This is a genomic window from Sediminivirga luteola (assembly GCF_014639315.1).
GTDB classification, from domain to species: Bacteria; Actinomycetota; Actinomycetes; order Actinomycetales; family Brevibacteriaceae; genus Sediminivirga; species Sediminivirga luteola.
On record NZ_BMFY01000008.1, the window covers coordinates 111,788 to 138,048 of the forward strand.

23 protein-coding genes are annotated in these 26,261 nt (G+C 71.3%); 21 read left to right on the plus strand and 2 right to left on the minus strand.

The annotated features are described in order from the left end of the window. Nucleotides 1–54 precede the first annotated feature (54 nt). Nucleotides 55–1,479 carry a DUF349 domain-containing protein gene (locus IEW13_RS10295; protein ID WP_188550825.1) on the minus strand — a complete coding sequence of 475 codons (1,425 nt, stop codon included), beginning with the start codon at nucleotides 1,477–1,479 and terminating at the stop codon, nucleotides 55–57. A 159-nt stretch (nucleotides 1,480–1,638) separates the two neighbouring features. On the opposite strand from IEW13_RS10295, the gene hisS reads away from it, so the two are divergent. Next, nucleotides 1,639–3,000: a histidine--tRNA ligase gene (hisS, locus tag IEW13_RS10300; protein WP_188550826.1), complete on the plus strand. Its 1,362-nt coding sequence runs from the start codon at nucleotides 1,639–1,641 to the stop codon at nucleotides 2,998–3,000. On the opposite strand, the gene IEW13_RS10305 is transcribed toward hisS, so the two are convergent. Continuing rightward, nucleotides 2,977–3,312: an ArsR/SmtB family transcription factor gene (locus IEW13_RS10305; protein ID WP_188550827.1), complete on the minus strand. Its 336-nt coding sequence runs from the start codon at nucleotides 3,310–3,312 to the stop codon at nucleotides 2,977–2,979. The two genes, hisS and IEW13_RS10305, sit on opposite strands and share 24 nt — an antisense overlap. 80 nt (nucleotides 3,313–3,392) lie before the next feature. Between IEW13_RS10305 and aspS the strand changes: the two genes are divergently transcribed. The 20 genes from aspS (at nucleotide 3,393) to pyrF (ending at nucleotide 26,176) form a co-directional block, all read left to right on the plus strand. Further along, on the plus strand, nucleotides 3,393–5,174 hold the full coding sequence (gene aspS, locus IEW13_RS10310; protein ID WP_188550828.1) for an aspartate--tRNA ligase: 1,782 nt from the start codon (nucleotides 3,393–3,395) through the stop codon (nucleotides 5,172–5,174). A gap of 6 nt (nucleotides 5,175–5,180) precedes the next feature. Further along, nucleotides 5,181–6,551: a replication-associated recombination protein A gene (locus IEW13_RS10315; protein WP_188550829.1), complete on the plus strand. Its 1,371-nt coding sequence runs from the start codon at nucleotides 5,181–5,183 to the stop codon at nucleotides 6,549–6,551. A gap of 149 nt (nucleotides 6,552–6,700) precedes the next feature. Further along, on the plus strand, nucleotides 6,701–7,327 hold the full coding sequence (gene rpsD, locus IEW13_RS10320) for a 30S ribosomal protein S4 (protein WP_188550830.1): 627 nt from the start codon (nucleotides 6,701–6,703) through the stop codon (nucleotides 7,325–7,327). 187 nt (nucleotides 7,328–7,514) lie between these two features. Continuing rightward, nucleotides 7,515–10,181, plus strand: a complete 2,667-nt coding sequence (alaS, locus tag IEW13_RS10325) for an alanine--tRNA ligase (protein WP_188550831.1) — start codon at nucleotides 7,515–7,517, stop codon at nucleotides 10,179–10,181. Nucleotides 10,182–10,194: 13 nt separating this feature from the next. Continuing rightward, entirely contained in the window at nucleotides 10,195–10,668 is a 474-nt protein-coding gene (gene ruvX, locus IEW13_RS10330) for a Holliday junction resolvase RuvX (RefSeq protein WP_188550832.1), read from the plus strand. Continuing rightward, the gene (gene mltG / locus IEW13_RS10335; RefSeq protein ID WP_188550833.1) at nucleotides 10,665–11,816 is read left to right on the plus strand and encodes an endolytic transglycosylase MltG; all 1,152 of its coding nucleotides are present in this window, start codon (nucleotides 10,665–10,667) and stop codon (nucleotides 11,814–11,816) included. The genes ruvX and mltG overlap by 4 nt, the downstream gene beginning before the upstream one ends. A gap of 4 nt (nucleotides 11,817–11,820) precedes the next feature. Next, the gene (locus tag IEW13_RS10340) at nucleotides 11,821–12,690 is read left to right on the plus strand and encodes a shikimate dehydrogenase (RefSeq protein WP_188550834.1); all 870 of its coding nucleotides are present in this window, start codon (nucleotides 11,821–11,823) and stop codon (nucleotides 12,688–12,690) included. Continuing rightward, nucleotides 12,687–13,418, plus strand: coding sequence for an A24 family peptidase (locus IEW13_RS10345; protein ID WP_188550835.1), 732 nt, complete (start codon nucleotides 12,687–12,689; stop codon nucleotides 13,416–13,418). The genes IEW13_RS10340 and IEW13_RS10345 overlap by 4 nt, the downstream gene beginning before the upstream one ends. A gap of 10 nt (nucleotides 13,419–13,428) precedes the next feature. After that, a complete protein-coding gene (gene aroC / locus IEW13_RS10350) occupies nucleotides 13,429–14,643 on the plus strand; it encodes a chorismate synthase (protein WP_188550836.1) in 1,215 nt (404 codons plus the stop codon). Further along, entirely contained in the window at nucleotides 14,640–15,281 is a 642-nt protein-coding gene (locus tag IEW13_RS10355) for a shikimate kinase (RefSeq protein ID WP_229745074.1), read from the plus strand. Before aroC ends, IEW13_RS10355 begins: the two co-directional genes overlap by 4 nt. Next, nucleotides 15,278–16,387 (plus strand): 3-dehydroquinate synthase, encoded by a 1,110-nt coding sequence (aroB, locus tag IEW13_RS10360; RefSeq protein WP_188550837.1) that lies wholly within the window; start codon nucleotides 15,278–15,280, stop codon nucleotides 16,385–16,387. The genes IEW13_RS10355 and aroB overlap by 4 nt, the downstream gene beginning before the upstream one ends. Nucleotides 16,388–16,444: 57 nt before the next feature. Then, the gene (gene efp, locus IEW13_RS10365; RefSeq protein ID WP_188550838.1) at nucleotides 16,445–17,008 is read left to right on the plus strand and encodes an elongation factor P; all 564 of its coding nucleotides are present in this window, start codon (nucleotides 16,445–16,447) and stop codon (nucleotides 17,006–17,008) included. Next, the gene (nusB, locus tag IEW13_RS10370) at nucleotides 17,005–17,415 is read left to right on the plus strand and encodes a transcription antitermination factor NusB (protein ID WP_188550839.1); all 411 of its coding nucleotides are present in this window, start codon (nucleotides 17,005–17,007) and stop codon (nucleotides 17,413–17,415) included. Before efp ends, nusB begins: the two co-directional genes overlap by 4 nt. Nucleotides 17,416–17,473: 58 nt before the next feature. Then, nucleotides 17,474–18,037, plus strand: coding sequence for a bifunctional pyr operon transcriptional regulator/uracil phosphoribosyltransferase PyrR (gene pyrR / locus IEW13_RS10375; protein ID WP_188550840.1), 564 nt, complete (start codon nucleotides 17,474–17,476; stop codon nucleotides 18,035–18,037). A 5-nt stretch (nucleotides 18,038–18,042) separates the two neighbouring features. Further along, nucleotides 18,043–19,017, plus strand: a complete 975-nt coding sequence (locus tag IEW13_RS10380) for an aspartate carbamoyltransferase catalytic subunit (RefSeq protein WP_188550900.1) — start codon at nucleotides 18,043–18,045, stop codon at nucleotides 19,015–19,017. Next, nucleotides 19,017–20,333, plus strand: coding sequence for a dihydroorotase (locus IEW13_RS10385; RefSeq protein ID WP_188550841.1), 1,317 nt, complete (start codon nucleotides 19,017–19,019; stop codon nucleotides 20,331–20,333). Before IEW13_RS10380 ends, IEW13_RS10385 begins: the two co-directional genes overlap by 1 nt. After that, on the plus strand, nucleotides 20,321–20,824 hold the full coding sequence (locus IEW13_RS10390; protein WP_188550842.1) for a PH-like domain-containing protein: 504 nt from the start codon (nucleotides 20,321–20,323) through the stop codon (nucleotides 20,822–20,824). The genes IEW13_RS10385 and IEW13_RS10390 overlap by 13 nt, the downstream gene beginning before the upstream one ends. Continuing rightward, nucleotides 20,821–22,002: a glutamine-hydrolyzing carbamoyl-phosphate synthase small subunit gene (carA, locus tag IEW13_RS10395; RefSeq protein WP_188550843.1), complete on the plus strand. Its 1,182-nt coding sequence runs from the start codon at nucleotides 20,821–20,823 to the stop codon at nucleotides 22,000–22,002. The genes IEW13_RS10390 and carA overlap by 4 nt, the downstream gene beginning before the upstream one ends. Before the next feature lie 2 nt (nucleotides 22,003–22,004). Continuing rightward, on the plus strand, nucleotides 22,005–25,295 hold the full coding sequence (carB, locus tag IEW13_RS10400; protein WP_188550844.1) for a carbamoyl-phosphate synthase large subunit: 3,291 nt from the start codon (nucleotides 22,005–22,007) through the stop codon (nucleotides 25,293–25,295). After that, the gene (gene pyrF / locus IEW13_RS10405; protein WP_188550845.1) at nucleotides 25,292–26,176 is read left to right on the plus strand and encodes an orotidine-5'-phosphate decarboxylase; all 885 of its coding nucleotides are present in this window, start codon (nucleotides 25,292–25,294) and stop codon (nucleotides 26,174–26,176) included. The genes carB and pyrF overlap by 4 nt, the downstream gene beginning before the upstream one ends. Nucleotides 26,177–26,261: the final 85 nt, after the last annotated feature.

Here is a 26,261-nt window from a genome sequence, read left to right on the forward strand (position 1 = left end):
CCCGTTGTTCAAGGGCCCGCGCCCGGCTGTGGACGAACAGTGTGGCCCGGGTGGTCAGGAGAAGTCGCTGGCCGCCTTCTCGATCTGCTCCCGCCAGGCGCGCCGCGCCGCAAGCGCCTCCTCGGCGCGCTCGATCTTCCGGCTGTCGCCGCCGTCACGTGCCGCCTGCAGTTCTTTCTCCAGCTGGGCGATGGATTCGTCCACCTGGGCCAGCGCGCTGTTCGCGCGGGCGCGTGCCTCCGGGTTGGTGCGTTCCCACTCGGCCGTTTCCGCATCGGCGACGGCGCGTTCCACCCGGCGCAGGCCGTCCTCGACCCGGCGGACATCGGCCCGCGGCACCTTGCCCGCTTCCTCCCAGCGCTCCTGGATATCGCGCAGGCGCTGCTTGGCCGCGGCAAGGTCCTTCACCGGCAACAGCGACTCCGCCTCGGCGAGCAGCTGCTCCTTCACCTTCAAGTTCTCCGCGTAGGCGGAGTCGAGCTCGGCGTTGTAGGCGTCGCGGGCCGCGAAGAAGGCGTCCTGCGCGGCCCGGAACCGGGCCCACAGCCGGTCGTCCTCTTTCGGCTCGGCCCGCGGCGCCGCCTTCCAGCGGTCCATCAGCGCCCGGTAGGCCTGCGCGGTCTCGCGCCACTCGGTGGAGACGGAGAGCTGCTCGGCCTCGGCGATCAGCTGCTCCTTGACGCGCTTGCCCTCCTGATTGCGCTCGCTGAGTTTGGCGAAGAACTCCCGGCGATGCTTGTCCAGGGTGCTGCGTGCGTGGCTGAACCGCTTCCACAGCGCCTGGTCCTCCGAACGGGGCAGCCGGGGCCCGGAGGCCTGCATGGCCTTCCAGTCCTCGAAGAGCTGGTTCATCTCGCGGGTGGCGTTCTTCCACTGGATCCGCTCGGGGTCCGTGGCGGCGAGCTCTTCCGCCCGGATCACGAGCTTCTCCCGCTCGGCCTTCGCCTCCGCCTTGGCCTCCTCGGCGCGGCGGCGCTGCTCCGCCTCCAGCTCGGCGGTCGATTCGATGATCGCCTCCAGGCGAGCGGTGAGTGCCGCGGTGTCGCCGACGACGGCCGCCTCGGGCAGGGCCTGGAGACGCTCCTTCGCGGTCTTGCGGACATCGGCAGCGGGGGCGCCGCCGGCGATCCGCTGCTCGAGCACGTCGATGGCGGCCGCCAGTTCCAGGTACTTCCGGGCGAAGTAGCGCAGCGCCTCCTCCGGTGTGGCGTTCGCGAGCTGACCGACCCGGCGCTCGCCCTCCTCGCCGCGGACGTAGACGGTGCCGTCCTCTTCGGCGCGGCCGAAGCCGACGGCCTCCGTGATGGCGGCCTCGGGGAAGTCGCCGTCCGGCTGCACGGGGGCGGCGGGCGCGGCCGGGACGGGAACGGCCTGGCCCGGCCTGGCGGGGCGCAGGGCGGTCGGCTTGGGAACGGCCACGCGTCCCTCGGGACGGGGCGGGCCCGGCTTGGGCACTGGCTTCTTGGACGGGGTGTCCATGGTCTCACCATCACTAGAGAAAGGCGGGTCGGGTCACGGACCAGCATATCCAAGAGACCCGCGTGCAGGGGCCTGATCACGGACCGGATATGGGCCGGCGAGCGCGCGTGCGGAAGGACTAGTATGGCTGTGCGTGTTCACCGCCGACCGAGGAGAAGAATGTCCAAGCCCGCCCGCCTGTCCGGTTTCCCCGAGTGGCTCCCCGCCGAGCGCCTCGTGGAGAACCATGTGATCGACATCCTGCGGCGGACCTTCGAACTCCACGGCTACGCGCCCCTGCACACCCGCGCCGTGGAGCCGCTGAGCCGGCTGGCCAAGAACGGTGAGATCGACAAGGAGATCTTCACCGTCGGGCGGCTGAGCGCAGGCGAGGCCGAGTCGAAGAACCCGCTGGGCCTGCACTTCGACCTCACCGTGCCGCTGGCCCGGTTCGTGACCGAGAACGCCGGCCGGCTGGACTTTCCGTTCAAGCGGTATCAGATCCAGCCGGTGTGGCGCGGGGAGCGGCCCCAGGACGGCCGGTTCCGGGAGTTCATCCAGGCCGATATCGACGTCATCGGCGATGGCGCCCTCCCGGAGCACTACGAGACCGAGGTGGCGCTGGTGATCGCCAAGGCGTTCGAGGCGCTGCGGCCGCTGGGGCTGCCGCCGGCGACGATCCTGGTGAACAACCGCCGGCTGATCGAGGGTTTCGCCCGGGGAGCCGGCCTGGAGGACGTGCCGGCGGTGCTGCGCAGCCTCGACAAACTGGACAAGATCGGCCCGGACCGCGTCCACGAGCTTCTGCTCGCCGAGGCCGGCGCCGATGACCGCCAGGCCCGGCTGTGCCTGGCCCTGGCCGCCATCGAGAGCGAGGACGACGGCTTCGTCGAGCAGGTGCGCGCCCTCGGCGTGAGCCACCCGATGCTCGACGAGGGCCTGGAGCAGCTGGCCCGGCTGGTGCGTGCCGCTGCCGAGCGCGCGCCGGGGACGGTCCGCGCGCAGCTGAAGATCGCTCGCGGGCTCGACTACTACACCGGCACGGTCTACGAGACCGTGCTGCACGGGCACGAGGATCTAGGCTCGGTGGCCTCCGGCGGCCGCTACGACAGCCTCGCCAGCCTCGGCTCCCGCACGTTCCCCGGGGTCGGTTTCTCCCTGGGCCTGTCCCGGCTGCTCAGCCGGCTGATCGGTCCCGAGGGGCTGCGCGCCAGCCGCAAGGTGCCCGCCGCGGTGCTGGTCGCCGTCACCGACGAGGAGTCCCGCCCGGCCGCGGACCGCGCCGCCGACGCGCTGCGGGCCCGCGGCATCCCGGCGGAGGTGTCCCCGGACGCGGCGAAGTTCGGCAAGCAGATCAAGTACGCCGACCGCCGCGGCATCCCGTTCGTCTGGTTCCCGGGCACGGGTCTCGCCGGTGAGGTGAAGGACATCCGCTCCGGTGAGCAGTCCGGCGCCGATGCCGGCAGCTGGGAGCCGCCGGCCGAGGACCTCTGGCCGCGCGTGGTCGGCGGCGCGCCGTCACACCCCGTCGGGCGCCAGTGAGCCGTCCGGGCTGATGTGCGCGAAGATCTGCTGGACCATCGTGACCACATGCGGATCGGTGACGGAGTAGAAGATCCGGCGGCCCTCGCGCCGGGCCGAGACGAGCCCCGCCAGGCGCATCTTGCCCAGGTGCTGGGAGACGGTCGGCACGGAGGCCTCCGCCGCAGTCGCCAGCTGCGAGACGTCGTGCTCGGCGCCGACCAGGTGCCAGATGATCCGCAACCGCGTGGGTGAGGCCAGCAGCCGGAATGTCTCGGCAGCCACCTGCACCTGCGCATCGGTGGGCTGCTCGGCCGACTGCTCTGCCATCATGGAGAGTTATCATAGTGCCCTGGCGCGTTCGCGCCTTTTTACGTGCCATACGGCGGACGAACTTGTGAAGGAGTCACTGCGTGCTGCGAAGCCATGAGGCAGGAGAGCTGCGTGCCGGCCAGGCCGGAACCCGGGTGCGACTGGCCGGCTGGGTGGACCGGCGGCGCGACCACGGCGGCGTGGCGTTCATCGATCTGCGCGACTCCAGCGGCATCGTCCAGGTGGTGGTGCGGGACGAGGACGCCGATGCGCTCCGCAGCGAGACCGTCGTCCAGGTGACCGGCACGGTCAGCCGCCGTCCCGCGGGGAACGAGAACCCGCAGCTGCCCACCGGCGAGGTGGAGATCACCGAGACCGAGGTGACGGTCCTCTCGCAGGCCGCGCCGTTGCCGTTCCAGGTCTCCGATCACGCGGAAGACTCCGGCACAGTGGGCGAGGAGGCCCGACTGCGCCATCGCTACCTGGATCTGCGCCGTTCGGGTCCGGCCCGGGCCATCCGGCTGCGCTCGGAGGTCAACCGCGCCGCCCGCGAGGTGCTGCAGCAGCACCGCTTCCTGGAGATCGAGACCCCGACGCTGACCCGGTCCACGCCCGAGGGCGCACGCGACTTCCTGGTCCCGGCCCGGCTCAAGCCCGGCAGCTGGTATGCCCTGCCGCAGTCGCCGCAGCTGTTCAAGCAGCTGCTCCAGGTGGCCGGCATGGAGCGGTACTACCAGATCGCCCGCTGCTACCGGGACGAGGACTTCCGGGCCGACCGGCAGCCGGAGTTCACGCAGCTGGACATCGAGGCCAGCTTCGTGGACCAGGAGGACGTCATCCTCCTGGCCGAGGAGATCCTCGCCGCGCTGTGGAAACTCATCGGGCATGAGATCGATCGGCCGATCCCAAGGATCACCTACGCCGAGGCGATGGCGAAGTACGGCACGGACAAGCCGGACCTGCGCTTCGGCCTGGAGCTGACCGAGCTGACCGGCTACTTTTCCGACACCCCGTTCCGGGTCTTCCAGGCCCCCTACGTCGGCGCGGTGGTCTACCCCGGCGGTGGTTCGTTGCCCAGGCGTCAGCTGGACGGCTGGCAGGAGTGGGCCAAGCAGCGCGGCGCCAAGGGCTTGGCCTATGTGCTCGTCGGCGAGGACGGTACCCTGGGCGGGCCGGTGGCCAAGAACCTCAGCGAATCTGAGCGCGCCGGGCTGGCCGAGGCCGCCGGCGCCGCTCCCGGGGACGCCATCTTCTTCGCGGCGGACAAGCCCGCGGCCGCCCGCGCCCTGCTGGGCGCGGCGCGCAAGGAGATCGCACATCGCACGGGCCTCATCGACGAGGACGCCTGGTCCTTCGTCTGGGTGGTGGACGCGCCGATGTTCGAGCCGGCCGAGGATGCCACCGCCGCCGGCGATGTGGCGGTCGGCTCGGGTGCCTGGACCGCCGTGCACCACGCCTTCACCGCGCCGAAACCGGAATACCTGGACAGCTTCGATCAGGATCCCGGCAGCGCGCTCGCCTACGCCTACGACATCGTCTGCAACGGCAATGAGATCGGCGGCGGTTCGATCCGCATCCACGACCGGTCCGTCCAGGAGCGCGTGTTCTCCGTGATGGGGATCGCGCCGGAAGAGGCCGAGGAGAAGTTCGGCTTCCTGCTGGAGGCGTTCAAGTACGGCGCGCCGCCGCACGGCGGCATCGCCTTCGGCTGGGACCGGATCGTGGCACTGCTGGCGGGGGAGTCCTCCATCCGCGAGGTGATCGCCTTCCCGAAGTCCGGCGGCGGCTTCGATCCGCTCACGGCCGCGCCCGCGCCGATCACGCCCGAGCAGCGCGCGGAGGCCGGCGTGGACTACGAGCCCGAGGACGACGGCGACTCCTGATGCGCGATGGCTGACCTCTTCGACCAGTCCGGCGCCGGCGAGCCTGGCAGCACCGCCGGCGCCGCCGGGTTTGGCACGCCCTCTGGCGCGCCGCTGGCGGTGCGGATGCGCCCGCGCAGCCTGGACGAGCTCGTTGGCCAGCAGCACCTGACGTTCCCCGGCTCCCCGCTGCGGCAGCTGGTGGAGGCGCAGGAGGGGGACCGTGTCGGCCCCACCTCGCTCATCCTCTACGGCCCGCCCGGAGTGGGCAAGACGACCCTGGCCCATGTGATCTCGCATGCCCCGGGCCGGCGTTTCGTGGAGCTCTCCGCCATCACGGCAGGTGTGAAGGACGTGCGCCGGGTGATCGAGAACGCCCGCAACGACCGGGATCTCAACGGCGTCGTCACGGTGCTGTTCCTGGACGAGATCCACCGCTTCACCAAGGCCCAGCAGGACGCGCTGCTGCCGGCGGTGGAGAACCGCCTGGTGGTGCTGGTGGCCGCCACCACGGAGAATCCGTCGTTCTCCGTGATCGCGCCGTTGCTGTCCCGGTCGATCCTGCTGACCCTGCAACCCCTGGAGGACGAGGACATCGCGGCCCTGCTGGACCGGGCGGTGGAGTCGCCGCGCGGACTGGCCGGCAGCGTGGAGCTCGACGAAGACGCCAAGAAGCACCTGGTGGCGGTCGCCGGCGGTGACGCCCGGCGGGCGCTGACCACCCTGGAGGCCGCGGCCGGGGTGGCGCTGGCGCAGGGCAAGGAGACGGTGGAGACCGCCGATGCGGAGCAGGCCATCGACCACGCCCTGGTCCGCTACGACAAGGACGGCGATCAGCACTACGATGTGATCTCCGCGTTCATCAAGTCCATCCGCGGCTCGGACCCCGATGCCGCGCTGCACTACCTGGCCCGGATGATCGAGGCGGGGGAGGACCCCAGGTTCATCGCCCGGCGGATGATCATCTCCGCGGCTGAGGACATCGGCATGGCCGATCCGCAGGCGCTGCCGCTGGCGGTGGCCGCCGCCGAGGCGGTGCAGATGATCGGAATGCCCGAGGGACGCATCCCGCTGGCCGAGGCCGTGGTCTATCTGGCCTGCGCGCCGAAGTCGAACGCCGCCTATATGGGGATCAACGAGGCGATCGCCGATGTCCGCGCCGGCAAGGCGGGACCGGTGCCGCCGCCGCTGCGCGACGCGCACTACCCGGGAGCGAAGGCGCTCGGACACGGGGAGGGCTACAAGTACGCGCACGATTTCCCGCACGGCGTGGCGCCGCAGCAGCACGCCCCGGACGAGCTGGCCGGCAAGGACTACTACCGGCCCACCGAGAACGGCATGGAACGCCAGGTGGCCGAACGCCTGGAACGCCTGCGCCGCATCACCCGCGGCGGCTGAGCGGCGAAAGCCGCGGGCGCGAGAACCTGTTAAAGTAGTGAGTCGGTGTGCTCGCACACCTCTTTCTCTTCCGGCAGCGGCTGAGGCGAGGCCCATCAGGGGCCGGACCGCCGGAAGGGTCCAGGAACGAAGATCCGGAAGGAACCAACTTGTCCGCACCATCTCGTACGCGGCGTCAGGCCCGGCTGTCCCGGGCGCTTGGCCTGCCTCTCACACCTAAGGCAGCCAAGTACTTCGAGCGTCGCCCGTACCCGCCAGGTGAACACGGCCGTGCCCGCCGTCGCAACGATAGCGACTACTCGGTCCGGCTGAAGGAGAAGCAGCGTCTGCGCGCCCAGTACGGCATCCGCGAGGCGCAGCTGCTCAAGGTCTACAAGGAAGCGCGCCGCCAGCCCGGCCTGACCGGTGAGAACCTGGTCGAGCTGTTGGAGCAGCGCCTGGACGCCCTCGTGCTGCGCGCCGGCTTCGCCCGGACCATCGCACAAGCCCGCCAGCTCGTGGTGCACCGCCACATCCTGGTCGACGGCCAGCGCGTGGACCGCCCGTCCTTCCGCGTGAAGGAGGGCCAGCTCATCCACGTGCACGAGAAGAGCCAGAAGATGGATCCCTTCCAGGTCGCCGCTGCCGGTGCGCACCGCGATGTGCTGCCCGCGCTGCCCGGTTACCTGGACGTGGACCTGGAGCGGCTGCAGGCCCGCCTGGTCCGCCGGCCCAAGCGTGCCGAGGTCCCCGTGACCTGCGACGTCCAGCTGGTCGTCGAGCACTACTCGCGCTGATCTCGAGGCGATCGCCTCGCCCAGCGTTCCGACGCCCCTCGCCGCCTTGCGCGACGAGGGGCGTCGTCGTCCTCGCGGTGGACTCCCGGGCGTCCGCAGGGAGCCGCCGTCTGCGCGCCGTCCGCGGGCAAGAACCGATATGGTAGACCGGGAAAACCACCCCATCTGTCCAGCTGGAAGGGAATCGATGAAGACAGCGGAGATCAAGCGGCGCTGGCTGGCGTTCTTCGAGGAGCGGGGGCACACGGTCGTCCCCTCGGCCTCCGTCATCAGCGACGATCCGACGCTGTTGTTCAACGTCGCCGGGATGGTCCAGTTCATCCCGTACCTGACCGGCCGCGAGCCCGCCCCCTACCCGCGGGCGACGAGCGTGCAGAAGTGCGTCCGCACCCAGGACATCGAGGAGGTCGGCAAGACCACCCGGCACGGCACGTTCTTCCAGATGAACGGCAACTTCTCCTTCGGGGACTACTTCAAGCGCGAGGCGATCCGCTACGCCTGGCAGTTCCTCACCGGCTCCCAGGAGTCCGGTGGCCTGGGGTTCGATCCCGAGCGGCTGTGGGCCACGGTCCACCACGAGGACGAGGCCTCCATCGATCTCTGGCTCCAGGAGACCTCCATCCCGCGCGAGCGCATCCAGTCCCGCGGCAATGCGGACAACTTCTGGCACACCGGCCAGCCCGGTCCAGGCGGCTACTGCTCCGAGATCTACTTCGACCGGGGCCCGGCCTACGGCGTCGAAGGCGGCCCGGAGGCCGATGAGGACCGGTACCTGGAGATCTGGAACCTGGTGTTCATGGAGTTCGCCCTCTCCGCGGTGCGCTCCAAGACCGACTTCGACATCGCCGGCGAGCTCCCGGCCAAGAACATCGACACCGGCATGGGCCTGGAGCGGGTCGCCTTCCTGCTCCAGGGCAAAGAGAACATGTACGAGATCGACGAGGTCTTCCCGGTCCTTCAGGCCGCGGCGGAGCTCGCCGGCAAGCGCTACGGCGAGAAAGAGGAGGACGACGTCCGCCTTCGCGTCGTCGCCGACCACGTACGCAGCGCGCTCATCATCATCGGCGACGGCGTCAGCCCCGGCAACGAGGGCCGCGGGTACATCCTGCGCCGCCTGCTGCGCCGCGCGGTGCGGTCGATGCGCCTGCTCGGCGTCACCGAGCCGGTGCTCCCGGTCCTGCTGCCGGTCTCCCGCGACGCCATGAAGGCCTCCTACCCGGAACTGGGGACGGACTTCGAGCGGATCTCCCGGATCGCCTATGCGGAGGAGAACGCGTTCCTGCGCACGCTCGGCGCCGGGACGAACCTGCTCTCCACCGCCGTGAAGGAACTCGCGCCGGGGCAGAAGCTCGGCGGCGAGGTCGCCTTCGAACTGCACGACACCCACGGCTTCCCGATCGACCTGACCTTGGAGATGGCCGCCGAGCACGGCATCGAGGTGGACGAGGCCGGGTTCCGTTCACTCATGGCCGAGCAGCGCGACCGCGCGAAGGCCGACGCCAAGGCAAAGAAGGCTGGCGGCCGTACCGACGTCTCCGCCTACAGCCGGCTGCTGGAGGGCGGCACCACCGAGTTCATCGGCTACGACACCCTGGAGGCCGGCGCCACCGTCCGCGGGATCGTCAAGGACGGTCAGCAGGCGGAGATCGCCACCGCGGGCGACCAGGTCAGCCTCGTCCTGGACGTGACCCCGTTCTACGCCGAATCCGGTGGACAGAAGGCGGACACCGGCCTGATCTCGGGAGAAGGCTTCACCGCCCGGGTCCTGGACGTGCAGAATCCGGTCAAGGGCCTGGCCGCTCACCGCGTGGAGATCGTCGAGGGCGAACTGCGCGCCGGCACCGAGGCGCTGGCCCGCGTGGATGCGGACCGCAGGCTCTCCGCCGAGCAGGCCCACACCGCGACCCACCTGGTGCACGCGGCGCTGCGCGAGACCCTCGGCCCGGGTGCGGTGCAGGCCGGCTCGATGAACCAGGCCGGCTACATGCGCTTCGACTACTCCTACCCGGACGTGCTCTCCGAGGCCGCCCGGCAGGAGATCGAGGAGATCGCGAACCTGGCCGTGCGCAAGAACATCGAGGTCGGCACCGAGTACCTTCCCCTGGACGAGGCGCGGAAGTCCGGCGCGATGGCGCTGTTCGGGGAGAAGTACGGCTCCGTGGTGCGGGTCGTGGACATCGGCGGCCCCTGGTCCCGGGAGTTGTGCGGTGGGACGCATGTGCGCGCCAGCGCCGAGGTCGGGCCGATCTCCCTGCTCTCCGAGAGCTCCATCGGATCCGGCGTGCGCCGGATCGAGGCGAGCGTCGGCTTCGAGGCCTTCACCTCGCTGGCCAAGGAACGCGCGCTCATGCAGCAGCTCTCGGAACTGCTCAAGGTGCCCTCCGGCGATGTGCCCGACCGGGTCGCCGGCCTGATGGAACGCGTCCGGCAGGCTGAACGCGAGATCGCCCAGCTGCGCCGCGAGCAGGCCCTCGCCCAGGCCGGCCGCCTGGTCTCGAAGGCCGCGCAGCTCGGCGGGGTCACGCTCATCGCCGAGGACCTCGGCCAGGTGAGCGGCGCCGACGACGTCCGTGCCATCGCCCAGGATCTGCGCGAACGGCTGGCGCAGGCCGGTTCGGGCGCCGCGGTGGTCGCGCTCACCGGCGTGGCCAAGGGCAGGCCGGTCGTCGTGGTCGCCACCTCCCAGGAGGCGCGCGAGAAGGGCCACAAGGCCGGCGATCTGGTCCGGCTCGCCTCCAAGGAACTCGGCGGCGGGGGCGGCGGAAAGCCCGATCTCGCACAGGGCGGCGGCACCGACCCGCAGGCCACCGGGCAGGCGCTGGCAGCCGTCCGGCACGCCATTGGCGGGTCCTGAGAGGAGCCGAGGCATGAGTTTCCGCCGCGGCAGGCGCATCGGCGTGGACGTGGGATCCGTGCGGATCGGGCTCGCGCTATGCGATCCGGACGGGATCCTGGCCACCCCGCTGGGCACCGTGCAGCGGGTGGACGACGCAGCCGCTGTGGCGGAGATCTCCGCCTACGTCCACGAGCACGAGCCGCTCGAGCTCGTGGTCGGGCGGCCGAAGTCCCTCGACGGCCAGGACCGCGCCTCGGCGCGGACGGCGCGGGAGTTCACTGCCCTGCTGGCCCAGCGACTCGCGCTGCCCATCCGGCTGGTGGACGAACGGCTGAGCACGGCAGGGGCCGCCCGTCAGCTGCAGCAGGCCGGGATGAACAGCCGGAAGCAGCGCGGCGTCGTCGACTCGCAGGCCGCCGTTCTCATCCTTCAGCAGGCCCTCGACGCGGAGAAGACCACGGGACGCCCGGCCGGTGAGCTGTTCGGGCAGGAAGGGAGTCCATGACACCCGAGCGGGAGCACGACCTGATCGCACTCGACCGTACCGGGGAGACCCGCGCCGAACGCCGTGCCAGGCAGCAGCGCATGAAAGCGCGCCGCCGCAGGGCCGTGGCGGTGATTCTCACGGCGCTGCTGCTCCTGGGCGGCGGCACGGTCCTGGCCATCGGGCCGCTGCGCTCGCTCGGCACCGATCTCTTCGGCTCGGAGGACTACGAGGGCACGGGTGAGGAAGAGGTCATCGTGACCATCCCGCCGGGCGCCTCCGGCCGGGAGGCGGCCTCGATCCTCGTCGAGCACGATGTGATCGCCTCCACCACCCCGTTCCTGGACGCGCTCGAGGACTCCGGCGCCTCGCTGCAGGCGGGCACCTACACGATGCGCACCCGGATGAGCGGGGAGGCGGCGCTGGAACTGCTGCTCAACCCGGAAGCGCCACGGCTCCTGGTAGTCCCCGAGGGCTTCATGCTCTCCCAGATCAATCACCGGATGGTCGAGCAGGGATTCGAGCCGGCCTCAGTGGACGCGGCCCTGGAACAGAGCCCCGCCGAACTCGGCCTGCCGGAGGATTTCCCCAGCCTGGAGGGCCTGCTGTTCCCGGCCTCCTACGAGATCCGTCCCGGCCTGACGCCCGACGACATGGTGCAGCAGATGGCCGACCGCACCAGGCAGGAACTCGACGATCTGGGCATCGCCGACGACGAGGCGCTGGAGGTCCTGACGCTGGCCAGCCTGGTGGAGATCGAGTCCCCGGGCGACGATGAGGTCCGTTCCCAGGTCGCCCGGGTCTTCCTCAACCGGATGGGCGAGCACAGCGACACGAACGGGCTGCTGCAGTCCGATGCGACCGTGCACTACATCTACGGTTCGCGCTCCGACGCGTCGACCACCGCCGAGGAGCGGCAGAGCGACGATCCGTACAACACCTACCGGCATCCGGGCCTGCCTCCGGGCCCGATCAACTCACCCGGGCGGGCCTCGGTCGAGGCCGCTCTGAACCCCGCCGACGGCCCCTGGCAGTACTTCGTCGCGGTCAACCCCGACACGGGGGAGACGCGGTTCGCCGAGACCTACCCGGAGCATCAGCGCAACGTCGAGCTCTACCAGCAGTGGCTGCGCGAGCACCGTTCCGGCCAGGACGACGGGGAGGGCTGAGCCGGTGCCCTCCGCCGCCGTACTGGGGCGCCCCGTCGCCCATTCGCTCTCACCGGCGCTCCACGCCGCCGCGTACCGGGCGCTGGGCTGGGACGGCTGGTCGTACGACCGGATCGAGGCGGGCGAGGCCGAGCTGGCCGGCGTCCTGGAGCGGGAGAGGAGCCGGATCGGATTCTCCCTGACCATGCCGCTCAAAGCCGAAGTGCTCCGCCTCGCGGCGGCCCGCGGCTGGCGCGCGGAGCGGACGGCTGCCCGCACCGGCGCCGGGAACACCCTCGTGCGGTTCCCCGATGGCGTGCTGATCGCCAATACGGACGTTGCCGGCATCGACGCGGCCCTCGGCCTGGCCGGCGCCGACTGGGACACGGCGGCCTTCGCCGATGTGCTCGGCGGGGGTGCCACGGCGGCCTCCGCGCTGGCGGCCTGCGCCGGGCGCGGAGTCGGGCTGCTGCGCGCCTTCGTGCGCGAGCCCGCACGGGCTTCAGCGGTGCGCGCGGCCGCCGAGGGCATGGGCGTCGAGGTGGAGGTGCACCGGCTCCAGGAGTGGAACCCGGCGGAGAGCCGCATCGTCGTCAGCACGCTTCCCGGGGACGCCGCCGATGCCTACGCCGGGGCCGTGCGCGAGGTCCCGGCCGGCGCGGCGCTCCTCAACGCGGCCTACTCGCACGGCCCCTCCGCGCTGGCGGCGGCCTGGGAGCGCGCCGGCGGACGTGCCGCCCGGGGCGAGCAGATGCTGGTCGGGCAGGCGGTGGAGCAGTTCGCGCTGTTCGCCCGCGCCGCCGTCGACGCCGGGCAGCATCCCGTGCCGCTGCCGGCGGATCTGCGCGAGCGGGTCGCCGCCGCCATGACGGACACCATCCGCGCCCAGCCATGACCGGGCAGGCATGGCTCGAGCCCCTGCTGGCCGCGGCCGGCGCCGCGGGCCTGGCCACGCTGATCCTGTTCCTGCTGGAGCCGCTGCTGCGCTCACCGGACCGGGCAGGCGACCTCGTCGCGAGCGCCTATGCCAGGCGCGCCCGGCGCGGCGCAGGCGCCGCGCTCACGCCCGTGGCTGCCGCCGTCCCGCCGCTTCTGCTGGGCGCCCTCACCGCCGCCGAGGGCCCGCACCGCATCACCGCGGCCGCCTGGATCGTGCTCGCCGTGGCCGCCGGGCTCTCTGTCTGGCTGCTGCGGATCGACCTCGTGCTGCACCGGCTGCCGGATCGCATCGTGCTGCCCGCCGCCGGCACGCTCACCGGCCTCCTGGCCCTCGCGGCGATGCTCCCGCTGGCACCGGCCGAGCAGGGCGCGGCCCGCCGGATGCTCACCGCCGCGCTGGTGGCCACGGCAGTGGCGCTCGTGCTCTGGGCGCTGCCGCTGATGCTCACCGGCGCTGCCGGAGTGGGCCTGGGCGATGTGAAGTTCATGCCCGTGGTCGCTCAGGTCGCCGTGAGTCTGCACTGGGGCGGGGCGCTGGTGGCGCTGGCGGTGACGGCGCTCAGCGCCGGGGTCGTCGTGGCCGCAGGTCTGCTGCGTGGCCGGCTGGGACTGCGCAGCCGGATCGCCTATGGCCCGCATCTCATATTGGGGATGTGGGCGGGCGCCGCCTCTGGCGTTTTGTAGAATGGGCCGAATGGTGCGCTGGTTGACTGCAGGGGAATCGCATGGCCCTGCCCTGGTCGGAATCATCGAGGGACTTCCCGCCTTCATTCCCGTCACGACGGAAAGGATCCAGGACGCCCTGGCCCGGCGCCGCCTGGGCTACGGCCGCGGCGCCCGGATGAAATTCGAGAAGGACCAGGTCCGCATCATCGGCGGCGTCCGCCACGGGCTCACCCAGGGCGGTCCCGTGGCCATCGAGATCGGTAACACCGAGTGGCCCAAGTGGGAGACGGTGATGTCCGCCGACCCGGTCGATCCGGAGGTGCTCGCCGCCCAGGCCCGCAATGCCCCGCTGACCCGCCCCCGGCCCGGGCACGCGGACTTCGTGGGCATGCAGAAGTACGGCTTCGACGAGGCCCGGCCCATCCTGGAGCGCGCCTCCGCGCGTGAGACCGCCGCCCGGGTGGCGCTCGGCTCGGTCGCCGCCGGCCTGCTGCGCGAACTCGGCATCGGCCTGGTCTCCCACACCGTCGCGATCGGACCGGTCAGCGGCGACCCGGAGGCGCCGGGCCCGCTGCCGGCACCGGACGACGTGGAGCGGCTGGACGCGGATCCCATGCGCTGCTTCGATCCGGAGCTCTCCGCCCGGATGGTCGCCGAGGTCGACGACGCCCGGAAGTCCGGCGACACCCTCGGCGGCGTCGTGGAAGTCCTCGCCTACGGCCTGCCCCCGGGGCTGGGCTCCCACGTCCATTTCGACCGGCGCCTGGACTCCCGTCTCGCCGGTGCCCTGATGGGGATCCAGGCGATCAAGGGCGTCGAGATCGGCGACGGGTTCCTCACTACGCGCCGCCGCGGCTCAGCCGCCCACGACGAGATCCGCCCGGGTCCCGACGGCGTCGTCCGCGCCTCCAACCGCTCCGGCGGCACGGAGGGCGGCATGTCCACCGGAGAGCCCCTGCGCGTGCGCGCCGGGATGAAGCCCATCGCCACGGTGCCGCGCGCCCTGGGCACGGTCGACACCAGCACCGGGGAGGCCGCCACCGCGCACCACCAGCGCTCCGATGTGTGCGCCGTCCCCGCCGCCGGTGTCGTCGCCGAAGCCATGGTCGCGCTGGTGCTGGCCGACGCGGTGGTGGAGAAGTTCGGCGGCGACTCGGTCGCGGAGCTGGCCCGCAACCTCGAGAGCTACCGCCAGGCCCTGCCCGAGACCCTGCGCAGCGCGCCCGGCACCGTGGACCAGTGACCCCGGAGATCCCGGGCGCGCCGACGCCACGCCCGGCTCCCAGACTCAACCCCGCTCCGGCCGAGACCGCCCGGGTGGTGCTCGTCGGGCCGCCGGCGGCGGGCAAGTCCACCATCGGACGGATCCTCGCCGAGCGGCTGCACATGCCGATGCTCGACACGGACCAGATGATCGTGGACCGCTACGGGCCCATTCCGGACATCTTCCGCGACCGCGGCGAGGCGGCGTTCCGCGAGATCGAGCGCGAAGCGGTCCGGCGGGCCCTGCGCAAGCTGCTGGACCGGCCCGGCGTCGTCTCGCTCGGCGGCGGCGCGGTGCTCAACCAGGGCACCCGGGCCCAGCTGCGGCATCCGGCGCTCACCGTCGTGCTCATCATGATCGACGAGCAGACCGTGGCCCAGCGACTGGGGAATCCGTCCCGGCCGCTGCTGGCGGGGGACCCGGAGGCGGCCGTCGCCCGCTGGCGGGCGCTGGTCGACGAGCGCCGGCCGCTGTACGAGCAGGTCGCCGACGTCACGGTGCACGGCTCCGACTCCTCACCGGTGACGGCCGTCAACCGGATCGTCGACCGGCTGAGCAAAGACGCCCGGGCCCACGAATACGCCAAGTACCGGTACGAGGGGAACGAAGAGCCATGACAGACACACGAGAGGTCGCCGTGGGCGGCGGCACCGGGTACCCGGTGCGGATCGGCACCGGCCTGCTGAGCGGGCTGCCGGAGCTGCTGGGCCGTGAGGTCGCCAAGGTGCTGGTGATCTACCCCCGGGCGCTGCGCACCGCGGGGGACCTGGTGCGGGAGGACCTCGTCGCCGCCGGCTACGAGGGCATCGCCGCGGAGATCCCCGACGCCGAGGAGGCCAAGCACGTCACCGTGGCCTCCTTCTGCTGGCAGGTGCTGGGGCAGTCGGACTTCACCCGCTCGGACGCCATCGTCACCGTCGGCGGGGGAGCGGTGAGCGACCTGGGCGGTTTCGTCGCCGCCACCTGGCTGCGCGGGATCAAGGTCGTGCACATGCCCACGACGCTGCTGGGGATGGTCGATGCGGCCGTCGGCGGCAAGACGGGCATCAACACCGCCGAGGGCAAGAACCTCGTCGGCGCCTTCCACGCCCCGGCCGGCGTGCTGGCGGACCTGGGCAGTCTGGCGACGCTGCCGGACAACGAGCTCTTCACCGGCATGGCGGAGGTGGTCAAGGCGGGCTTCATCGCCGATCCGGTCATCCTGGACCTGCTGGAGGCGCACAGCCTGGAGGAGATCAAGGACGCCGCCGGGCCGGTGCTGCCGGAGCTGATCGAGCGCGCGGTCAAGGTCAAGGCGGACATCGTCTCCGACGACTTCAAGGAGTCCGGCAGGCGGGAGCATCTGAACTACGGGCACACCCTGGGGCACGCGATCGAGCGCACCGAGCGGTACCAGTGGCGTCACGGCGCCGCGGTGGCGGTCGGCATGATGTTCGCCGCCGAGCTGTCCCGGATGACCCGGAACCTCGACGACGCGGTCGTCGAGCGGCATCGGAGCATCCTGCAGAAGCTGGGCCTGCCCACCGGCTACCGTGGCGACAAATGGCCGCAGCTGCTGGAGACCATGCGCCGGGACAAGAAGTCCCGCGGCTCGCTCATGCGCTTCGTCGTCCTGGAGGACACCGCCCGGCCGGTCATCGCCGAGGGCATCGACACCTCGCTGCTCTACACCGCCTACCAGGAGATCGGCGTGGACTCGCCGACGATATCCCTGGGACGCTGATACCATTGTGCGGGCCGCGCGAGCGGCCGCGAACGAGACGACGAAAGGCGTGCGCGCGTGGCAACCACGAACGATCTGAAGAACGGCATGGTGCTCAACCTGGAGGGCCAGCTGTGGCAGGTGCTGGAGTTCCAGCACGTCAAGCCCGGCAAGGGCCCGGCCTTCGTGCGGACGAAGATCAAGAACGTCCTGTCCGGGAAGATCATCGACAAGACCTTCAACGCCGGCACCAAGGTGGAGACCGCCACCGTCGACCGCCGGGACATGCAGTACCTCTACCACGACGGCAACGACTACGTCTTCATGGACGAGTCCGACTACGACCAGGTCTCCCTGAGCGAGGAGATCGTCGGCCAGGCCGCGAACTTCCTGCTGGAGAACCAGAGCCTGCAGGTCGCCTTCCACGAGGGCACCCCGCTGTACGTGGAGATGCCCGCCTCGGTGGTGCTGGAGATCTCCCACACCGAGCCCGGCCTGCAGGGCGACCGCTCCTCCGGCGGCACCAAGCCGGCCACCCTGGAGACCGGGTACGAGATCCAGGTCCCGCTGTTCCTGGAGACCGGCACCAAGGTCAAGGTCGACACCCGCAACGGCGACTACCTGGGCCGCGTCAAGGAGTGAGCGCCCGCCGTCGTGCCCGTCGCCGGGCCCTGGAGATCCTGTTCGAGGCCGAGCAGCGCGGCATCGACCCGCTGACCCTGCTGCAGGAGCGCAGCGGCGATCCGGAATACCCGATGCGGCCCTACTCCCGGGAGATCGTCTCCGGCACGGCCGCGCTGCAGGAAGAGATCGACGAGGTCATCACCAGCTACTCCCTGGGCTGGGAGCTGGACCGGATGCCCGCCGTGGACCGCGCGCTGCTGCGGATCGGCGTCTGGGAGTTGCTGCACAACGACGACATCCCGGACAAGGTCGCGATCAGCGAGGCCACCGAACTGGCCCGCGAGTTCTCCACCGATGACAGCCCCAAGTTCGTCTCGGGACTGCTCAGCCGGGTCCTCGAGGTGAAACCGGCTCTCGGGGGATAGTAGAGTCATACCCGTACCACCTTTAATCACCGTCCCGTGAGGCGGGAAAGGGGGGCCCATGCGCCAGCGCACCGTGCTCGACGAGCACGAGATCACGCGCGCCGTGACCCGTATCGCCCACGAGATCCTCGAGCACAACAAGGGGCCGCAGGATCTGGTGCTGCTCGGCATCCCCACCCGCGGGGTGCCCCTGGCCCGGCGGCTGGCCGAGCGCATCGCCGGCATCGAGCCGGGCGTCGACGCCGAGGAGCTCACCGGCAGCCTCGACATCACCATGTACCGTGACGACCTGCGTCGCAGCGGTCGCCGCAAGGTGCACGCCACCAGCATCCCTGCCGCCGGCATCGACGACAAGACGGTCGTGCTGGTGGACGACGTGCTGTTCTCCGGCCGCTCCATCCGGGCGGCCCTGGACGCCCTCGCAGCGCTCGGCCGGCCGCGCGCGGTGCGCCTGGCGGTGCTGGTGGACCGCGGGCACCGGCAGTACCCGATCCGCGCCGACCACGTCGGCAAGAACCTCCCCACCGCCGCCAGCGAGCGCGTCGACGTGCGCCTGCGCGAGACGGACGCCGCGGACGGTTTCACCGGGGACGAGGTCCTGATCACCGGCGGGGAGGAGTGATGGCGCTGACCTCCCTGCTCTCCGCCTCCGATCTGGACCGCCGCACCGCGGTCGAGCTGCTGGACCTGGCCGAGGAGATGGCCACGGTGGCCGGCCGCGAGGTCAAGAAGCTCCCCGCCCTGCGCGGGCGCACCGTGGTGAACCTGTTCTTCGAGGACTCCACTCGCACCCGGATCTCCTTCGAAGCGGCCGCCAAGCGGCTCTCGGCCGATGTGATCAACTTCGCCGCCAAAGGTTCCAGCGTCTCCAAGGGCGAGAGCCTGCAGGACACCGCGCAGACCCTCGCGGCGATGGGCGTCGACGGCGTGGTGGTGCGGCATCCCGGCTCGGGCGCACCGCACCGGCTGGCGCAGGCCGGCTGGTTGGAGGCGCCCATCATCAACGCCGGCGACGGCACCCATGAGCACCCCACCCAGGCGCTGCTGGACGCCTTCACCCTGCGCCGGGTGCTGCACGGGGAGCCGGCCAGCGGCGCCGCCGGCACCGGAGCCGACGGCAAGGACCTGGCCGGGGCCACCGTGATGATCGTCGGCGATGTGCTGCACTCCCGGGTGGCCCGCTCGAATGTGAGGACGCTGCACACGCTGGGCGCCTCGGTCGTCCTGGTCGCCCCGGCCACGCTGCTGCCCTGGGGGGTGGAGAGCTGGCCCTGCCAGGTGCGCTACGACCTGGACGAGGCCATCGCCGAGTTCGCTCCGGATGCCGTCATGATGCTGCGGATTCAGCTGGAGCGGATGCATCAGGCCTTCTTCCCCAATGCCCGCGAGTACACCCGGCTATGGGGCCTCAGCGCCGCCCGGCTGCATGCGCTGCCGGCCGATGCCTGGGTGATGCATCCGGGGCCGATGAACCGCGGCGTCGAGATCTCCGCGGCGGCGGCCGACTCGCCCCGCGCCCTGGTGCTCGATCAGGTCGCCAACGGCGTGGCGGTACGGATGGCCACGCTCTACCATCTGCTCACCGGAGAGGACAGCCACTGATGCGGATCAGGATCGCCGGCGCGCGCGTGCTCGGCGGACAGGCGCAGGACATCGAGATCGCCGACGGCCGTCTGGCCGAGCCGGGCTCGGCGGGCCGGCCCGACCTCACGGTCGACGCCGACGGCCTGATCGCGCTGCCGGGCCTGGTGGACATGCACGTGCACCTGCGCGAGCCCGGCCGGGAGGACGCCGAGACGGTCGAGACCGGTTCCCGCGCCGCCGCCCGGGGCGGTTTCACCGCGGTGCTGGCGATGGCGAACACGCAGCCCACGGCCGATACCGCGGGCGTGGTGGAACAGGTGTGGCGGCTCGGCCGGGAGTCCGGCTGGACGCAGGTGCAGCCCATCGGCGCCGTCACCGCCGGCCTGGAGGGTACCCGGCTGGCCGAACTCGGCGCGATGGCCCGCTCCGCGGCGGGCGTGCGGATCTTCTCCGACGACGGGCACTGCGTGTCCGATCCGCTGCTGATGCGCCGTGCCCTGGAGTACGTCAAGGGCTTCGACGGGATGATCGCCCAGCACGCCCAGGAGCCGCGGCTGACGGAGGGCGCGCAGATGAACGAGGGCGTGGTCTCCGCCGAACTGGGTCTGCCCGGCTGGCCCGCGGCGGCGGAGGAGGCCATCATCGCCCGGGACGTGCTGCTGGCCCAGCACGTGGGCGCCCGCCTGCACATCTGCCATGTGTCCACCGCCGGCAGCGTGGAGATCATCCGCTGGGCCAAATCCCGCGGGGCACGGATCACCGCGGAGGTCACCCCGCACCACCTGATCCTCACCGATGACCTGGTGCGCAGCTACGATCCGGTCTACAAGGTCAACCCGCCACTGCGGACCGCCGAGGACGCCGCCGCCCTGCGGCAGGCCGTTCTGGACGGCACCATCGACGTCATCGCCACCGACCACGCCCCGCACCCGGCCGAGCACAAGTGCTGCGAGTGGACCGCCGCGGCCATGGGGATGGTCGGCATGGAGACAGCGCTGGCCGTGGTCCGCCTGGCGATGCGCGAGGAGGAGGGCTTCGGCTGGGACCAGGTGGCGCGGCTGATGAGCCGAAACCCGGCCCGGATCGCGGGACTGCCGGGCCAGGGACACGGCTTCGAGCCCGGTGCGCACGCCAATATCGTGCTGGTGGACCCGGGCGCCCCGCACACCATCGACCCGGCGGACTCCGCCAGTCTGGGCCGGAACAATCCGTTCGCCGGGACCGAGGTCGACACCGCCGTCCACTCGACCTTCCTCTACGGGCATCCCGTGGTCCTGGACGGCGAGCTGCAAGCCCCCCACCCGGCCTCCAAGGAGGACACATGGCCGCTGTGACCACCGCCTATCTGATCGGCGCCATCATCGCCGTCGTCCTCACCGTCGGCCTGTTCGCCCTGGCCTGGTACGGCTGGCGCTCCCGCAAGCGAGGGCAGAGCCACATCCCGGCGCCGCCGCAGGTCCCGGCCGAGCTCGACGGCGCCGGCGACCGCATCCCGGCGATGTACGTGGCCACCACGCTGGAGCGCCAGCGGCTCGAACGCGTGGCGGTGCACACACTGGGAATCCGCACGCAGGGCGCTGTGTTCCCCTGTGAGCGCGGCGTGATCGTCGAACGCGCCGGGGTGCCGGACTTCTTCATCCCCCGGGAGGCGATCACGGGAGTGCGCGCCGAATCCGGGATGGCTGGGAAGTTCGTGGAGAAGGACGGCCTCGTGGTCGTCACCTGGACGCTGGGGGAGACCAGCGTGGACACCGGATTCCGGCCCCGCGCGGCCGCCGACCGGCCGCGGCTGATCGAGGAGATCAGGACGCTGGCCGCATCATGACACTGACAGCAGCATGTAGCACGAAGGAGAACCAGCCCGTGGCTGATACGCAGACGGCCGTCCTCGTCCTGGAGGACGGACGGGTCTTCGAGGGGCGGCCCTACGGTGCCACCGGCACCGCACTCGGCGAGGCGGTGTTCGTCACCGGCATGACCGGGTACCAGGAGACCCTCACGGACCCCTCCTACCACCGCCAGATCGTGATCCAGACCGCGCCGCACATCGGCAACACCGGCGTCAACGACGAGGACGACGAGTCACTGGGCTACTGGATCGCCGGCTACGTCGTGCGTGACGCCGCGCGCCGGGTCTCCAGCTGGCGGGCCACCGAGTCGCTCGGCGAGCGCCTGGACCGGCTGGGCATCGTCGGCATCCAGGACGTGGACACCCGAGCGCTGACCCTGCACCTGCGGGACAAGGGCGCCATGCGGATGGGCGTCTTCTCCGCCGAGGCGGCAGAGCGCCCTGCCGCCGAACTGCTGGCCGAGGTGCGGGCTCAGGCGCCGATGAAGGGCGCCCAGCTGGCCGAGGAGGTCAGCACCAAGGAGGCGTACGTCGTCCGCCCCGAGGGCGAGGCCCGCTGGCGGGTCGCCGCGGTGGACCTCGGCATCAAGGCGAACACCCCGCGGATGCTCGCCGAACGCGGCATTGAGGTGCATGTCCTGCCGGCCACCGCGACCTTCGAGGAGGTGGCGGCGGTGGAGCCCGACGGCGTGTTCTTCTCCAACGGCCCCGGCGACCCGGAGACCGCGGACCACCAGGTGGAGCTGCTGCGGCGGGTGCTGGACGAGAAGATCCCGTTCTTCGGCATCTGCTTCGGCAACCAGCTGCTCGGCCGCGCCCTGGGCTACGGCACCTACAAGCTGCCCTTCGGCCATCGCGGCATCAACCAGCCGGTGCTCGACCGCACCACCGGCAAGGTCGAGGTGACCTCCCAGAATCACGGCTTCGCCGTCGACGCGCCGATCGACGAGGTCTCCACGGCCCCCCATGGCGACGGCCGCTACGGGCGCGTGGAGGTCAGCCACATCAGCCTCAACGACGATGTCGTCGAGGGCCTGCGCTGCCTGGACCTGCCGGCGTTCTCCGTGCAGTTCCACCCCGAGTCCGCGGCCGGGCCGCACGACTCGCGTTATCTGTTCGACCGCTTCACCACGCTGATGAGCGAAGGAGACTAACGTTGCCGCTTCGTGAGGACATCCGATCCGTCCTGGTGATCGGGTCGGGGCCCATCGTCATCGGGCAGGCCTGCGAGTTCGACTACTCCGGGACCCAGGCGTGCCGGGTGCTGCGAGAGGAGGGGCTGCGCGTCATCCTGGTGAACTCCAATCCGGCCACCATCATGACGGACCCGGAGATCGCCGACGCCACCTACGTCGAGCCCATCGACCCTGCCGTGCTGACCACCATCCTGGAGAAGGAGCGGCCGGATGCGCTGCTGCCGACGCTGGGTGGTCAGACCGCGCTCAACGCGGCCATCGCCCTGTACGAGGCGGGGGTCCTGGAACGCCTGGGCGTGGAGCTCATCGGTGCCAATGTCGAGGCGATCCAGCGCGGTGAGGACCGGCAGAAGTTCAAGGACGTGGTGGAGCGCTGCGGCGCCGAGGTGGCGCGCTCGCACATCGCGCACACCATGGACGAGGCGCTCGCCGCCGCTGAGGACCTCGGCTACCCCCTCGTGGTGCGGCCCTCCTTCACGATGGGCGGCCTGGGCTCGGGCATGGCGTACGACGAGCGCGATCTGCGCCGCATTGCCGGCGCCGGCCTGCAGGACTCCCTCACGCACGAGGTGCTGCTGGAGGAGTCCATCCTGGGCTGGAAGGAGTACGAGCTCGAACTGATGCGCGACCGCGCCGACAACGTCGTCGTGGTCTGCTCGATCGAGAACGTCGATCCCGTCGGCGTGCACACCGGCGACTCGATCACCGTCGCCCCGGCCCTGACCCTCACCGACCGGGAGTACCAGGAGCTGCGGAACATCGGCATCGCGATCATCCGCGAGGTCGGCGTGGACACCGGCGGCTGCAATATCCAGTACGCGGTCGATCCGGACACCGGGCGGATCGTCGTGATTGAGATGAACCCGCGGGTGTCCCGGTCCTCGGCGCTGGCGTCCAAGGCGACCGGTTTCCCGATCGCCAAGATCGCCGCGAAGCTCGCCGTGGGCTACACCCTGGACGAGATCCCCAACGACATCACGAAGGTCACCCCGGCGTCCTTCGAGCCGACGCTGGACTACATCGTGGCGAAGATCCCGCGGTTCGCGTTCGAGAAGTTCCCGGCCGCCGACGACACCCTCACCACGACGATGAAATCCGTCGGCGAGGTGATGGCGCTGGGCCGCAGCTTCACCGAGGCGCTGCAGAAGGCGATGCGGTCCCTGGAGCAGAAGGACACCACCTTCCACTGGGACGGCGAGCCGGTCGACCTCTCCGACGACGAGGCCAGGGCGCGTCTGGAGGAGGCCGTGCGACGGCCCACCCAGCAGCGCCTGCTCGCGGTGCAGCAGGCGCTGCGCGCCGGGATGAGCATCGACGAGGTGCACGAGATCTGCGATATCGATCCGTGGTTCCTGGACCAGATCCAGCTCATCAACGAGACCGCCGAGACTCTCGCCGCCGCCCCCACCCTAGACGTGAGCACGCTGCGCCTGGCCAAGCGCCACGGCTTCTCCGACGGGCAGATCGGCGCGCTGCGGGGCCTGAGCACCGAGGTCGTGACCGGTGTGCGGCACGCCCTCGGGGTCCGCCCGGTCTACAAGACGGTCGACACCTGCGCCGGCGAGTTCGAGGCGCACACGCCGTATCACTACTCCAGCTACGACCTGGAGTCCGAGGTGCGCCCGCGCGAGCGTCCCGCCGTGATGATCCTCGGCTCGGGTCCCAACCGGATCGGCCAGGGCATCGAGTTCGACTACTCCTGCGTGCACGCCACCCTCGCGCTGCGCTCGGCCGGGGTGGAGACCATCATGGTCAACTGCAATCCCGAGACGGTCTCCACCGACTACGACACCGCCGACCGGCTCTACTTCGAGCCGCTCACGCTGGAGGACGTGCTGGAGGTCTACCACGCCGAGTCGCAGGCGGGCCCGCTGCTGGGCGTGATCTGCACGCTGGGCGGGCAGACGCCGCTGGGCCTGGCCGCGGACCTGAAGGCCGCCGGCGTTCCGGTGCTGGGCACCCAGCCGGAGGCGATCGACCTGGCCGAGGACCGCGGCGCCTTCGGCGAGGTGCTCGACACCGCCGGGCTGACCGCCCCCAAGCACGGCACCGCCATCTCCTACGAGGGCGCCGCGAAGATCGCCCAGGAGATCGGCTTCCCCGTGCTGGTCCGGCCCTCCTACGTGCTGGGCGGGCGTGGCATGCAGATCGTCTACGACACCGAGCAGCTGCTGGCCTACATGGAGTCCGCCACCGAGGTCTCGCCAACCCGGCCGGTCCTGGTCGACCGGTTCCTGGACGAGGCGGTGGAGATCGACGTCGATGCGCTGTACGACGGCCAGGAGGTGTACATCGGCGGCATCATGGAGCACATCGAGGAAGCCGGCGTGCACTCCGGCGACTCCGGCTGCGTGCTGCCGTCCGTGACCCTGGGCGAAGCCGTCCTGGAGGAGGTCCGCCGGGCGACGGAGGCGATCGCCGCGGGCACCGGCGTGCGCGGCCTGCTGAACATCCAGTTCGCCGTCGCCGCCGGCGTGCTCTACGTCATCGAGGCCAATCCCCGCGCCTCGCGCACCGTGCCGTTCGTCTCCAAGGCGACCGGCACCCCGCTGGCCAAGGCGGCCGCGCTCATCGCCCTCGGCCGGTCGATCGGCGAGCTGCGCGGCGAGGGCGGGATCCTTCCGGCCGCCGGCGACGGCTCGCGGATCGGGCTGGACGCACCCGTGGCGGTGAAGGAGGCCGTGCTGCCCTTCCGCCGGTTCCGCACCCCGGAGGGCAAGGTGGTCGACAGCGTGCTGGGCCCGGAGATGCGCTCCACCGGCGAGGTGATGGGCATCGACCGGGACTACCCGACGGCGTTCGCCAAGGGCCAGCTCGCCGCCGGCGCCGGTCTGCCCACTGAAGGACGCATCTTCGTCTCGGTCGCCGACCGCGAGAAGCGTGCCCTGGTGCTGCCGGTCAAGCGGCTCGTGGACCTCGGCTTCGAGGTGGTCGCGACCTCCGGCACCGCCGATGTCCTGGCCCGCCACGGCATCGCCGTGACCCGCCAGAGCAAGCACTTCGAAGCCGGTGAGCAGGAGCGCACCGTTCTCGACGAGATCGCCGAGGGCCAGGTGCAGATGGTCGTCAACGTCCCCTCGGGTCGTTACTCCCGGGCCGACGGCTACGAGATCCGCGCCGCCGCGACCAGCGCGAACATCCCGCTGATCACGACGTTGCAGGAGTTCTCCGCGGCGGTCACCGCGATCGAGGTGGTCCGGGCCGGCCGATTCGAGGTCACCCCGCTGCAGGAGTGGGCGGCGCTGCTGTGACCGGTGCCGGCAACCATGCCCCGTTCGGCGCCCGGCTGGCCGCCGCCATCGCCGCGCGCGGCCCGCTGTGTGCGGGCATCGACCCGCATGCCGGGCTGCTGGCCGCCTGGGGGCTGCCGGACTCGGCCTCCGGCGCGCAGCGGCTGGGCACGGCGACCATCGGCGCCCTGGCCGGGGAGGTGGCGGCGGTGAAGATCCAGTCCGCGTTCTTCGAGCGTTTCGGGGCCGCGGGCGTGGGGGCCCTGGAGGCGGTGCTCGCCGCTGCCCGGGATGCCGGCGTCCTGGCCATCCTGGACGCCAAGCGCGGCGATATCGGCTCCACGATGGGCGCGTATGCCGAGGCCTACCTGGCGGACGATGCACCACTGCGCGCGGATGCGCTGACGGTGTCGCCCTACCTCGGCCTGGGCAGCCTGGATCCGGCGTTCGAGCTGGCCGACGCCACCGGCCGGGGGCTGTACGTCCTGGCGCTGACCTCGAATCCGGAGGCCGCCGGGGTACAGCACGCGGCGGTCCCCGCCGGCGGTAGCCTGGGCGGGGAGATGATCAGCCAGGTCTCCGACCGGAATCAGGACGTGCCGGCCGGTGCCCGGGACGTCCCGGGCAGCCACGGGGTGGTCATCGGCGCGACCGTCGGCGCGGCGCTGGACCGGCTCGGCATCGATCTGACCGGTTTCACGGGCACCGTGCTGGCACCGGGCTACGGCGCGCAGGGCGCCTCGGCCGGGGACATCGCCGCCCTGTTCGGACCGCTGGCCGCGGCTGGCCGCGTCCTGGTACCCAGCTCCCGCGGGATCCTTGCCGCCGGGCCGGACCCGGATGCGCTGCGGCAGGCCGCCCGTGATAGCGCGCGCGAACTCGCTACGGCATTTGCGCGGTGATTGAGTAGACTGGGCTCACTTCCCGTCGACAACACTCACTAGATTGCGGCTGGGACCGGCGGATACACCGGCTCCGGTCAATAGA